The sequence below is a fragment of the Hyphococcus flavus genome, from assembly GCF_028748065.1.
Lineage (GTDB): Bacteria > Pseudomonadota > Alphaproteobacteria > Caulobacterales > Parvularculaceae > Hyphococcus > Hyphococcus flavus.
This window is the reverse complement of the sequence record NZ_CP118166.1, coordinates 2,531,752-2,543,716: the sequence shown is the minus strand read 5'-3', so window position 1 is coordinate 2,543,716 and position 11,965 is coordinate 2,531,752. Positions and strand designations below refer to the sequence as shown.

General features: G+C 54.4%; 11 protein-coding genes. 3 read left to right on the top strand and 8 right to left on the bottom strand.

All coding sequences use genetic code 11. From position 1 onward, the window contains the following. Window positions 1-3: 3 nt before the first annotated feature. Window positions 4-696 (bottom strand): glutathione S-transferase N-terminal domain-containing protein, encoded by a 693-nt coding sequence (locus PUV54_RS12200; RefSeq protein WP_274492528.1) that lies wholly within the window; start codon window positions 694-696, stop codon window positions 4-6. Window positions 697-799: 103 nt separating this feature from the next. Continuing rightward, window positions 800-2,086: a NupC/NupG family nucleoside CNT transporter gene (locus PUV54_RS12195; RefSeq protein ID WP_274492527.1), complete on the bottom strand. Its 1,287-nt coding sequence runs from the start codon at window positions 2,084-2,086 to the stop codon at window positions 800-802. A gap of 190 nt (window positions 2,087-2,276) precedes the next feature. Between PUV54_RS12195 and PUV54_RS12190 the strand changes: the two genes are divergently transcribed. Further along, on the top strand, window positions 2,277-3,764 hold the full coding sequence (locus tag PUV54_RS12190) for a phosphomannomutase/phosphoglucomutase (protein WP_274492526.1): 1,488 nt from the start codon (window positions 2,277-2,279) through the stop codon (window positions 3,762-3,764). Window positions 3,765-3,788: 24 nt separating this feature from the next. Here PUV54_RS12190 and PUV54_RS12185 read toward each other — a convergent pair whose 3' ends face one another. Next, the gene (locus PUV54_RS12185) at window positions 3,789-5,435 is read right to left on the bottom strand and encodes an FG-GAP-like repeat-containing protein (protein ID WP_274492525.1); all 1,647 of its coding nucleotides are present in this window, start codon (window positions 5,433-5,435) and stop codon (window positions 3,789-3,791) included. A gap of 162 nt (window positions 5,436-5,597) precedes the next feature. Between PUV54_RS12185 and PUV54_RS12180 the strand changes: the two genes are divergently transcribed. Then, on the top strand, window positions 5,598-6,959 hold the full coding sequence (locus tag PUV54_RS12180) for an AfsR/SARP family transcriptional regulator (RefSeq protein WP_274492524.1): 1,362 nt from the start codon (window positions 5,598-5,600) through the stop codon (window positions 6,957-6,959). A gap of 43 nt (window positions 6,960-7,002) precedes the next feature. Here PUV54_RS12180 and PUV54_RS12175 read toward each other — a convergent pair whose 3' ends face one another. The 3 genes from PUV54_RS12175 to dusA all read right to left on the bottom strand — a co-directional run bounded on the left by PUV54_RS12175 (window position 7,003) and on the right by dusA (window position 9,896). Beyond that, complete coding sequence (locus PUV54_RS12175; RefSeq protein ID WP_274492523.1) at window positions 7,003-7,980, bottom strand: beta-ketoacyl-ACP synthase III; 978 nt, start codon at window positions 7,978-7,980, stop codon at window positions 7,003-7,005. A 103-nt stretch (window positions 7,981-8,083) separates the two neighbouring features. Beyond that, the gene (locus tag PUV54_RS12170) at window positions 8,084-8,911 is read right to left on the bottom strand and encodes a sulfite exporter TauE/SafE family protein (protein WP_274492522.1); all 828 of its coding nucleotides are present in this window, start codon (window positions 8,909-8,911) and stop codon (window positions 8,084-8,086) included. Between the two features lie 4 nt (window positions 8,912-8,915). Further along, window positions 8,916-9,896 carry a tRNA dihydrouridine(20/20a) synthase DusA gene (gene dusA / locus PUV54_RS12165; RefSeq protein ID WP_274492521.1) on the bottom strand — a complete coding sequence of 327 codons (981 nt, stop codon included), beginning with the start codon at window positions 9,894-9,896 and terminating at the stop codon, window positions 8,916-8,918. Window positions 9,897-10,291: 395 nt separating this feature from the next. On the opposite strand from dusA, the gene PUV54_RS12160 reads away from it, so the two are divergent. Continuing rightward, window positions 10,292-11,158, top strand: coding sequence for an alpha/beta fold hydrolase (locus PUV54_RS12160; RefSeq protein ID WP_274492520.1), 867 nt, complete (start codon window positions 10,292-10,294; stop codon window positions 11,156-11,158). Window positions 11,159-11,175: 17 nt separating this feature from the next. Here PUV54_RS12160 and PUV54_RS12155 read toward each other — a convergent pair whose 3' ends face one another. Together PUV54_RS12155 and PUV54_RS12150 are read right to left on the bottom strand one after the other, a co-directional pair. After that, complete coding sequence (locus PUV54_RS12155; protein ID WP_274492519.1) at window positions 11,176-11,589, bottom strand: hypothetical protein; 414 nt, start codon at window positions 11,587-11,589, stop codon at window positions 11,176-11,178. Next, complete coding sequence (locus tag PUV54_RS12150) at window positions 11,562-11,960, bottom strand: hypothetical protein (RefSeq protein ID WP_274492518.1); 399 nt, start codon at window positions 11,958-11,960, stop codon at window positions 11,562-11,564. The genes PUV54_RS12155 and PUV54_RS12150 overlap by 28 nt, the downstream gene beginning before the upstream one ends. Between the last annotated feature and the right edge of the window lie 5 nt (window positions 11,961-11,965).

Sequence of the window (11,965 nt, the reverse complement as noted above, 5' to 3'; positions counted from 1 at the left end):
GAATTACCCGCCGCGCTGACCAAAGAGTATTTTCTTCGCTTTTTCATCGTCGCTAATGTTGCCGCGGCGATCGTCACCGAGCGCAAGACCCTTTTGCACGCCGGGCCGAGCCAGGACTTTGTCGAGCCATTTTTTGAAGTGTGGAAACTCTTGCGGATCAATCAGGTGACGCTCATAAAGCTTCATCCATGATGCAATCGCCATGTCTGCGATAGAATATTCGCCAGCAACATATTCACGTGTTTCCAGACGTTTATTGATGACGCCATAAAGCCGGTGCGCCTCGTTCGCATAGCGGTTCATGGCGTATTCAAGTTTTTCCGGCGCGTAATGATGGAAATGATGGAACTGGCCAAGCATAGGGCCGACGCCGCCCATCTGCCACATTAGCCATTCGTCAACTTCAACACGGGCGCGCTCATCCTTCGGATAGTATTTGCCAGTCTTGCGGCCAAGATACTGCAGTATGGCGCCGGACTCGAAGACGTTAATTTTCTTTCCGTCCGGTCCATCATGATCGACAATCGCCGGCATCCGGTTGTTCGGCGAGATCGCCAGAAAGTCCGGCTTGAACTGATCGCCCGCTGTGATGTCGATATAGTGAACATTGTAAGGGAGCCCCGCCTCTTCGAGATATACGGAAACCTTCCACCCGTTCGGCGTCGGCCAGTAATAAAGGTCAATCGGCTCAGTCATCGCATCCTCTTCGGTCTTCGCTTCCGGTGGCGGTCACTTAAGGAAGCGGAAGCGGCAATCAACCGCTGGCGCCATCCCTCAACCCAACGTGAACGCGAAGAGGTTACCCCATCCAGACGAGCCCGATGACCGAGCCGGTCATCAGCGTGGCCAGCGTGCCGGCCACCAGCGCTTTTGGCGCAAGTTCAATGACATCCTGCCGCCGCTCCGGCGCAAGCGCCGTCAGCCCGCCAATGACGATGCCGAGGCTGGCGAAATTGGCGAAACCGCACATGGCGTAAATCAGGATCAGGATTGTTCGCTCGGAAAAAGTGCCTTCAGGCGTCTGCGCCAGGGCGACATAGGCGACGATTTCATTAACCGCTGTTTTGATCCCCATGAGAGAGCCTGCATCGAACGCTTCCGACCATGGAATGCCCGTAAGCCACATTAATGGTCCGAAAATCCAACCCAGCATGCGTTCAAGGCTAAGCGGTTCGCCCATAAAGTCCGGAAATCCGCCGAGCATGATATTCACCAGCGCTGCGAAGGCGGTAAAGGCGATCAGCGATGCAATAATGTTAAGGTAAAGCCCCAATCCATCCGTCACGCCGCGCATGAATGCGTCCATGGCGCTGGCGTACTGAAAATCATCCGCCGCCGTTGACGCAGTAGGCGTTTCGCCTTTCGGCGCGGGGATCATCACTTGCGCCATTAAAATTGCTGCGGGAACAGAGATTAATGATGCAACGATAATATGTCCGAGGACGGATGGCTGTTGCGGCTCAAGCAAGGTTGCGTAAAGCACCATCACCGAACCGGCCACAGTCGCAAACCCGCCCGTGATGACAATAAAAAGTTCCGAGCGCGATATCTTCGTCAGAAACGCGCGGATCAAAAGCGGCGCCTCGGTCTGTCCCAGAAACGTGTTCGCCGCCGCCGATAACGCAACGGCGCCGCCGATATTAAAAACACGCGTTAAGAGAAAGGCCAGTCCCCTCACGAATATTTTCAGGATACCCACATGCCATAAGAGCGCCGAAAGCCCTGAAAAGAAAATCACCAGCGGCAGCGCGCCGAATGCAAAATTAAACATCGCGCCTTGATTTGTAACCTCGAACGGGGGCTCAGCGCCGCCAAGATGACCGAACACAAAGGAGGTGCCGGCCTGCGTCGCCTGCTGCAATGCATTTACGACAACATTCAGAAATGCGAGCGCATCACGCGCGCCTGGCGTATAAAGCAGCAGCACGGCAATAAGGATCTGCGCCGCGACAGTCCACAGGGCGCCGAAAATCGGAAATCTGAGTTTCTGTTCGGATAGCAGCCACGCAATGAACACAAAGGCCGCCAAGCCAATCGCGCTTTGCCCGCGCAGGCCAATATTGGCCAAATCAAATGGCAAATCCATGAACCCCTCTTCCCCGGCCCGGTATTTCGTAACGTCGCAGCTTCACGACCCTTTTGTGACGAAGGACTATGGGCAAGAGCGCTGCGCTTGTCACGGACCTGACAAGGTCTTTTTCAACAGGGAGCCGGGTTGCGGCAACAGCCAACCTCGCTAGATTGCGCACAAATCAAACGCCTTAAAGGATTTCCCCATGCTGCCTGCGCCGCGCGCCGATCTGGTCTCCAACACGCTTGAATATGAAACGACGCCCCTCGTCAAAGCCACGGGCTTTCGCGAATACGATGCGCGCTGGGTCTTTGAGAAAGAAATCAACCTCCTCGGCATCCAGGCGTTGGGCCTTGGTCTCGGCACGCTCATCCGCGAAATGGGCAAAGATCCGCGCATCGTGGTCGGTCACGATTTCCGTGGCTATTCAGCGTCTATCAAACAGGCGCTTACCGTCGGCCTCATGAGCGCCGGCATCGAGGTGAACGATATCGGCCTCGCGCTATCGCCGATCGCCTATTTCGCACAGTTCGACCTCGACATCCCATGCGTCGCCATGGTGACGGCCAGCCATAATGAGAACGGATGGACCGGCGTCAAAATGGGCGTTGAAAAACCGCTCACCTTCGGACCTGATGAAATGGGACGGTTGAAAGAGATCGTGCTTAATGGTGAAGGCAAATCGCACGACGGCGGCGCCTACAAATATGTAGAGGGGATGCGCGAACGCTACATCGACGACATCGCTTCAGGCGTTAGCATCAAACGCAAATTGAAAGTCATCGCGGCCTGCGGGAACGGCACGGCTGGCGCATTCGCGCCTGAGGCGCTGTCACGGCTTGGCGTCGAGGTCATCCCCATGGACGCAAACCTTGACCATACATTCCCGCGCTACAACCCAAACCCGGAAGACATGGAAATGCTGCACGCCATGCAGGCCGCTGTGAAGGAACACGGCGCCGATGTCTCGCTTGGGTTCGACGGCGATGGCGACCGCTGCGGCGTTGTCGATGACGAAGGCGAGGAAATCTTTGCTGATAAAATCGGCGTCCTGATCGCACGCGACCTTTCAGCGCTTCACAAAAACGCGCAATTCGTCGTCGATGTTAAATCAACCGGGCTGTTTATGACCGACCCTGTTCTTGTCGAGAACAGCGCCCGCACGGAATATTGGAAAACCGGCCATTCCTACATCAAACGCAAAAGCCATGAGATGAACGCCCTCGCCGGTTTTGAAAAATCCGGCCATTTCTTTTTCAACAATCCTGTCGGGCGCGGCTACGATGACGGGCTTGTCGCCGCCATCGCGCTGTTGCAGATGCTGGACCGCAACCCGGACAAAAAGCTGTCGGATTTGCGCAAATCGCTGCCGAAAACCTGGCAATCGCCGACCATGTCGCCCCATTGCGCCGACGAGACAAAGTACGGCGTTGTTGAAAAGGTGGTTGCCACCCTGTCGGAACGGAAGGAAATCATCGGCCAAAAGGTCCGGGACGTCGTCACGGTCAACGGCATTCGGATTACCGCCGAGGACGGCACGTGGGGACTGATCCGCGCATCGTCTAACAAGCCGGAACTCGTCGTCGTTATCGAAAGCCCGACGTCAGAAGAAAACATGAAGGCGATGTTCACCGAGCTCGACGCTGTTCTCAAAACACAGCCTGAAGTCGGCGAATATAACCAGAAGATTTAACCAGCGCGCAAACAGATTTGCCGATCAAGGCCGCGTACCGACATTACCGACGCCAAACAAGGTCCACTCTCCGCCTACTGGCGTGTGAATATTCGCCGCCGATATGCGTTTGCCGTTTTTCATTCGCCAGTAATGCACCTGGCCGTCATTGCGCTGCCAGACGATATCGTCGGTGCCGTCATGATCAACGTCGCCAATGTCGCGCATGCTCCAGTTTGAGCCAACCGGCTCGTCGATATTCGCCGCGCTGACGCGTTTGCCGTTTTTCATTTTCCAGTAATGAGCCTGGCCGTTTGCATGACGCCAGACGATGTCGTCCGTACCGTCGCCATCGACATCGCCGACCCCGCCGATGCGCCAGCCGGCGGACACCGGAGAGGAAATGTTCGCGCCGCTCACCCGCTGGCCGTTTTTCATTTTCCAATAATGAACCTGGCCATTCAGAGCGAAAATGAGATCGTCGGTATTGTCGCCATCGACATCGCCGACGCCGCCGAACTTCCAGCCTTCAGCCAGTGGTGTTGAGATATTCGCCGCACCTACGCGCTGGCCGTTCTTTATTTTCCAATAATGCATCTGACCATTTCCGGCCATGAATATAATGTCGTCATGATCGGCGCCGTCCACATTGCCCGCGCCCACTGGCTTCCATGTTTGGGAGACCGGCTGGTCGATATTGAAGCCGGCGGAGAATTGTCCGTCTTCCATCGCCCAATAATGAATTTGTCCGTTGCTTCGCTGCCAGACAATGTCGTCCGCGAACTTGCCCGACGGGCGAAACAGAGTCACGCCGTCGGTGCTTGCATTGATCGTCGTGTCGGCGGCGCTCCAGAGGTTTGTCACAGGCCCGGCGTTGGGATTGTAACTTTGGGTATAGACCCGCTCGAACGGTATTGGCATGTTCGGGCCGAAATTCTCACGCCCTCCCTGCATGCCCAAAACCGGATTCAGGCCGATATGCAGGTGCACGCCGCTTGAAAAACCTGAATTGCCCGCGCGTCCGACGAAATCTCCCTTTTTCACCTTTGGTCTGGCGCCAGGCGGTATGTAACCAGTCGTGTACCAGTCCGTACCGTCCTTGCTTACCGACGCCGGGAAAACAGTGCTTCCGGCGTTAAGCGGGCACAGCTCAGGTGGAATGGTGCCAGGAGCCATATGCGCCAGAGAAATAATCACCCCGTTTTCTGTAATAATGTTGACCGCGTTGCCGCCGCGATAAATTTTCTTCGGAACATTACTATCGACGCCGACAACATCATTTCTTCTATCCGGCGGGTTTGGATTGTCGGGAAAGTTTCGCCAGCATCCGGCGATCTCACCGTCAGCGGGGGCGTAGAGCGGCACGTTATACATGAGGTCGTTTTGCGGCGTGCCGCAGGAACCGGCGGCGCCGTTTTTACAATCGCTCCACTTTCCGTCCTTCCACTGAATGATGTTCAGATCGAGAACGTTCTCACCTTCGCTGAACTCCCTGACGACCCAATAAGCGTTGCTAGGTAGGTCAGCGGATTTGCCAGGAAACAGGTAGCTTTGCTGCGCCGCAGCAGGCGCCGCCATCCCCAGAAAAGAGAACAGAGACGCAATCAGGCCGCACCGGCGCATGCGTTGCGCGAACAAGCGTTTGCGCGCGCCAGCAAAATGACCTGAATTCCTGAATGAAAAAGCCCGCATACCCATTCTCCCGTGCTGCATCGGTCCAGTAAACGCCGACGCCGTCATTGCTCCGTGAAAGCGCGCGTGAAACTCCGTCAAAAATATGCCAGAATCGGCGTAAATATCAGCGCCAGCGTCAAACTTCGCCAATTTGCGCACAGATTGTGAGGAGCGGGAGAAATGGACGGAGAAGCCCATCTAAGGCTGGCTGCTGAGGAAGCGCCGGTTCTAACGCTCAAATGCATCGGCGTGTTTCAAGCCGTCCTTTCAACTGGTGAAACTGTCGCGATCAACTCAATGAAGTCGAAAGCATTGCTGGCGTATCTGGCGCTGGCGCCCGGGATGCGCCACACGCGCGAACATCTAGCCGCGTTACTATGGGATCGCAGCGACCATGAGCATGCGCGGGCCAGTCTGCGTCAGGCGGTCGCCGTCCTGCGCAAGGCTTTCGGTCCGGCTGCAGACCGGTTTTTGGTAACGAGCGATCCGGAAATTATCGCCTTAAATCAGGCACGGATAAAAATTGAACTTACAGATTCAGCCGGCATAGGCGAGCGCGCCTATGACAGAACTGAATTTCTTGCCAGCCTCAATGTACGCTCAGAACCCTTTGAAGAATGGCGCCGCGAACAAGCGGCGCGGATCGAAACGCTTGCCGCTACCGACGACCAGGAAACGCACAGCCTATTGCATCGCTCGGAAAGCATTAATTCAACAGTGGCAAGTGAAGAGCTTATTGAGCCTGACAATGTCTGTTCTCAAAGCTCGGACAGGCGAACGTCACGCACGAGGAATATTTGGCAAAATCGCCTGCGAAATGTCTTCCTGAATTTTAGGTCCTCGGCCCTTATGCTGGCGGTCGCAATCGCAGGAATTGCATACTACGCAGCAAATCATGACACGCAAGGATCGCTGAAAGTTCATGGGGGGCAGCACGCGCTCGACCTGACCCGTAAGGCGGCGGCGCTAAAGGCTCATCCGGAATTAGCGAAGCCGGTTGAGCGCTGCAAATACGATCGCGACGATCCTCAAAAAACCATAAAAGCCTGTACCATTGTTATCGATGCTGTTGAAAACGATGTTCTCTATAAAGCCGTCGCACTCACGGTTCGCGGCACCGCACACCGGTGGGAAGCGAATTATGAACCCGCGAAAGAAGATTTCGCTCAAGCCATTCTGATCGATCCGGCATATTACAACGCACAACATGGTATTGCGTACACGTACTACCTGACTGGCGACCATGAACGCGCGCTACATCACTACCAGCAGGTGAAAGACATTCTCCCAACCCATGTCATGGCTCATTATCGAACTGGCGAGGTCTATTTCGCTATGGGGGACTTCAAGAAAGCGGAAAAAGCATACACGGATACAATTCGGTTAAGCCCCGACTTCGCCTATGCGTATTTCTATCGCGCACAAACGCGCGGCGCCCTTGGAAAAATCGATCAGGCAAAGGAAGACCTTCGCCTTGCCGCCTCGATAAACAGTTCGTTGAGAACAGAAGCACAATCAGTCTATGCAAGCCTTGCAGACTAACCTTGAAAGCATTTGCCCAACGCGGCTGAAACCCGAGCCAGATCTAATACCTGACCAAAGCTGATCCCCAGGCCAGACCGCCGCCTAGTGCTGCAAAAACGAGCAATTGCCCACGCGTTATGCGACCGTCGCGAATGCCCGCGTCAAGCGCGAGTGGAATTGACGCTGACGATGTGTTGGCGTGACGATCAATCGTAACGATGACTTTGTCTTCGTTCAGATCAAGTTTTTTGGCACAGGATTGAATAATGCGAATATTCGCTTGATGCGGCACGAACCAGTCAATCTCATGACGGCCGACTTTCGCGCGCTCAGTCACTTCGAAAACAGCATTGGAAATCTGTTCAACTGCGTTTCGGAACACTTCCTTGCCGTTCATCCTGACCTTGCCGACCGTACCGGTCGTTGACGGGCCGCCATCGGCGTATAAATGGTCCGCCAGCCGTCCGTCCGCCGATAAATACGTCGATAAGACACCGCGCGGCCGTCTGGCTGTCAAAGGGTCCTCACCGCTCAAAACAACTGCGCCAGCGCCGTCGCCGAAGAGAACGCATGTCGCACGGTCTTCCCAATCCAGAAAACATGAAAGCTTTTCGGCGCCAATTACCAGTGCGTGCTTGACCTGCCCGGACTGGATAAAATCATGGGCGATATTCATGGCGTAGAGAAAGCCGGCGCAAGCCGCTGAAACATCAAACGCAATGCCAGGCGGAACGCCGAGCTTTTCCTGAACGAAAACAGCCGTGGATGGAAAAGTCTTATCGGGCGTGACGGTCGCCACGATGATCAGCCCGATGTCACGCGGTTTCAGCCCCGCCTGATCAAGCGCGTGCCACGCAGCCTTGGATGCAAGATCGGAACAGGCTTCATCGTCTGCTGCGAGATGGCGCTGGCCAATGCCGCTTCGGGAACGGATCCACTCGTCGGACGTATCGATTTTTCGGGCGAGATCGTCATTTGTGACCACATTTTCGGGGAGATAAGATCCTGCCCCGGAAATCACGGTTTCAATCGTGGTCATCGATTTGATCCCCTCGCGCGATGCCGCCGGATCCGCCCTGACAGCCGCCCTTTTTGTCTGCGTCCTTCACCCATACTGATACCGCAATGCACAAAAATCTACCTCAGCCGGTGAAAATATCCCAGGCAAGGCCGCCTGCGGCCACCAGCACATAGACGCCGAAGCATTTTGAGAGGAAATCGCCCTTGAGCCGGTGCGCGGCCCGTGCGCCAAGCGGCGCCGCGATCGCTGCCGTCAGCGCCATGACCAAAAACGCTGGCAGGTTAACGAAGCCAGCGGCGCCGGGAGGCAGATTCGCCGCCGCCCAGCCCGACAAGATGAAACCCGCGACGCCCGGTGCGGCCACCGCGACGCCAAACCCTGCGGACGTGGCGATGGCCTGATGCATAGCGCGGCCGGCCATGGTCATCACCATCACGCCAAGCGCGCCGCCGCCAATTCCCATCAAACTTGAAAAAAAGCCGGTGCCAATACCAATCGGTATCTTCATCCGTTTACGCATGAGATTAACCGGCGCTTGTCCAGCTTTTGACTTTGCAAAAAGTCTTTTCCACGCGATGTAGAAGGCGCCGCCAGCAAAGATGATCGTCAGGGCCTCCACCGGCGCCCAGCGCGCCAGCAAGCCGCCAAGACCGGCGCCGGTCGCAATCCACACGCCCCACGCCCGCAGCATGTTCATGTCCACATGTCCGGCGCGGTGATGCGTCATCAATGAGCGTATAGAGGTGACAATGATAAGCGCCAGCGATGTGCCGATCGCTGTTTTTAAGCTCGCTTCATTATCATGCCCCAACGCCTGAAAAACAGCGTATAATGCAGGCGTCGTGATGATCCCGCCGCCAACGCCGAACAATCCGCCAAAATATCCTGAGGCAAACCCCACCGCCAACAGCGTAATAATCAAGGGCCAGTGCTGATTGAGAAATTCCATGGTCTCAAGCTACGCTCTGATGCTGCGCAACCTCAGTCAGCGCCAGGTCCAGCACATCGTCACGCGAAGCGCTTGCATTCTCTGACAGAAAGCGCCGCCACCGCCGCGCGCCCGGCGCCCCATGATACAGCCCGATCATGTGCCGCGTGACTGAATGCGGCCGAACGCCTTTTTCAAACGCGTGCTGCAAATAGCCGGACATTTCGCGCACGATAGCCTCACGTGAGATGGTCGGCCTGTCACTTCCAAAGAAAATCTCATCAACTTCAGACAGCATATATGGCGCCCCATAGGCGGCCCGGCCCAGCATCACACCATCGAAATCTGAAGAAAGGACGTGTGCGTCGCGAAGTGTTTCAATCCCGCCGTTCAAAATAATTTCGAGATCGGGGCGTTCTCTTTTCAACTTGCGCACTAAATCATAATCGAGAGGCGGCACGGTCCGGTTTTCCTTGGGCGACAGGCCTTGAAGCCACGCCTTGCGCGCATGAACGATAAATGTACCGCACCCTGCGCCCGACACCCGATCGACAAACTGGAAGAGGCTTTCTTCCGGGTCTTGGTCGTCCACGCCGATCCGGCACTTTACCGTGACGGGAATGTTAACGGCGCCGATCATGGCCGAAACACATTCAGCGACGAGGTCGGGCGTTTTCATCAAACATGCGCCGAAGGCGCCGGATTGAACACGGTCCGACGGGCACCCCACATTCATATTGATTTCATCATAGCCGAAAGCTTCGCCGGCGCGCGCCGCAGCCGCCATTTTTTTCGGGTCGCTGCCGCCCAGCTGAAGCGCAACCGGGTGCTCAGCTTTATCAAAGCCCAGCAGATGATCCTGATCGCCATGAATGATCGCTTCCGCTGTGACCATCTCCGTATAAAGCAGGGCATGACGCGTCATCAGCCGGTGAAAATACCGGCAATGACGATCAGTCCCATCCATCATTGGCGCAACGCAGAATGTGTGATTGAGATGAGGCAAGGAACAATCCGAGAAAGATACCAGCTTATTCATGATGCGGATAAGGAGGCTGAAACGCCCAAGGGATTACCCTTAACAAAGTTCAAATCTCCCGTAACCGCCCACTGGGGTACCAGCTAATCTCAAAATATCAAGAACTGGGCGGGCTTCGACAAAATGCAAGTTACGAATTTTCCCAAAAAATAAGTCTATACGCGATACACAAGTTACTCAGTCAAAGCTGCAAACGAAGTATTTGCTAACCGCGAACGACCATGAACCGCCTTGAGTTTTCCGCGATATACGGCATATTTTGGCGACATGAGTATGATCTGTTGTGAAAGCGCGGGATCATACGCCAACGGGATTAATATGAGAGAAAGTTATCCCTCCCATTTTATTTAGGCTGGCTTCCATTGTATCTGCAACGCCCATCCAATCACGTCATTTATTGGGACGAAATCGGCGACCCAAAAGGAATGCCGCTAATTTTAGTGCTGGGCCTTGGCATCCAGATTCCAAGTTGGCCTCGTCAATTCTATGACCAATTATCTGAAGCAGGGTTTCGTGTAATCAGGTTTGATAACAGGGATGCAGGATTATCCGCCGCGGAAACCAAATCACGAAACTTAAATCCAGTTGAAGAATACGATTTATCCGCAATCGCTGATGATTTGATAGCTATTCTAGATGCGGCAAAAATCCCGAAAGCAATGATGTTCGGCGTATCGCTTGGCGGAATAATCGCTCAGCTTGCCGCCCTGAAAGAACCAGACCGGTTTACGTCAGTAACATTTTATATGAGCACTTCAGGCGCGCCTGATTTGCCTCTGGGCAAGCCCGAGGCGTTAGCGGCCATATTCAAGCCCGCAGACATCTCCAGCCTGGAAGCATACGTGCAAAACGCCATTTCAATACGAAGAAAAATCGAGTCGAAAGGCGTTTGGACTGTTTCCGACAATGAAATTAAAGAGTTCGCCGAAGCTTGTTACGCCAGGTACATATCAACAGAAGCCAACAGCCGGCAAAGCAACGCTTTGATGCGTCAAGACTCCTGGCACGAAAGCTTAAGTCAATTAAAAAATTTGCGGACGACCGTCATCCACGGCAACGCTGATCCACTCATACCGTTTGAATGTGGCGCTGATCTCGCTCACCGCACGAATTCCGAATTCATTGAAGTTCCGTATCTGGGTCACGAGCTAAACACGAAAATAGCGAATCTGCTGGTATACCATCTTATAAAGGAACGAGACGCGGTTTTAGCATCAGCGGTGAACTAGATTTTACCTCGCCAGGGTCAGCGTAAATATTCCACCACACGGATCGGACCGTGTTGTCCGGTTGGCATTTCAAGCACTACGCCCTGTCTGCCAAAACGGAAGGCTCTGCGCCAATACTTGGAAAAATAGCCGCCAGCCACATAAGTTCCGTTTGCATACTGACCCGCCACCATGACAACACTATCCTTGTTGGAATGGCCAAAAGGATTTGGATACCGCGCAATAACGGCATACTCGCATTGTTCATTTGAGCTATAGGACTTACCACTCTTCGTCGCACGAAAAACAAGGCTGTCCGGTCGTGTCCTGTCTACTTCTATGGTGAGCGGGTTATAGAGCGCGGAGTTTTCCTCTAAGGTTTCCATCAAGTATTTCGTCGCATCATTTGCCGTAGAAGAGCCAATCAACACAGTTGGCGCATTGATATCCAAACTATCACTGTGATATCCAAACTATCACTGTCAAACGCCGCGTTGGCTGAAATACCCGAGACCTTCGAGATGGTATCCACGACCATCGACATAGCCGCGACATCGGCTCGAGCAGTCATTTCCGCATTACCTAGATAGGCAACTTCGTCGCGGCCGTACCTTTGAGAGTTCTTGACCATCAGGCGATTGCCATCTGCGCCTTCGGCCACTTCCCACACGGACATCACAACGCGAACATCGTGATTTTCGATCCCGCCAAAAATTCGACTTAGCCGCCAACGCTCTATCAGCCTGAGAAACTTTGCTGACAGAAAACCTAACGCAGCTATAACAAGTGCGCCTATTAAGTCCGATAAAAATCCGCTATCCATCCCCA

What these genes read in the sequence shown, in the direction of transcription:
- PUV54_RS12200 (WP_274492528.1), bottom strand. Translation starts at nt 696, where the DNA reads ATGACTGAGCCGATTGACCTTTATTACTGGCCGACGCCGAACGGGTGG.
- PUV54_RS12195 (WP_274492527.1), bottom strand. Translation starts at nt 2,086, where the DNA reads ATGGATTTGCCATTTGATTTGGCCAATATTGGCCTGCGCGGGCAAAGC.
- PUV54_RS12190 (WP_274492526.1), top strand. Translation starts at nt 2,277, where the DNA reads ATGCTGCCTGCGCCGCGCGCCGATCTGGTCTCCAACACGCTTGAATAT.
- PUV54_RS12185 (WP_274492525.1), bottom strand. Translation starts at nt 5,435, where the DNA reads ATGCGGGCTTTTTCATTCAGGAATTCAGGTCATTTTGCTGGCGCGCGC.
- PUV54_RS12180 (WP_274492524.1), top strand. Translation starts at nt 5,598, where the DNA reads ATGGACGGAGAAGCCCATCTAAGGCTGGCTGCTGAGGAAGCGCCGGTT.
- PUV54_RS12175 (WP_274492523.1), bottom strand. Translation starts at nt 7,980, where the DNA reads ATGACCACGATTGAAACCGTGATTTCCGGGGCAGGATCTTATCTCCCC.
- PUV54_RS12170 (WP_274492522.1), bottom strand. Translation starts at nt 8,911, where the DNA reads ATGGAATTTCTCAATCAGCACTGGCCCTTGATTATTACGCTGTTGGCG.
- PUV54_RS12150 (WP_274492518.1), bottom strand. Translation starts at nt 11,960, where the DNA reads ATGGATAGCGGATTTTTATCGGACTTAATAGGCGCACTTGTTATAGCT.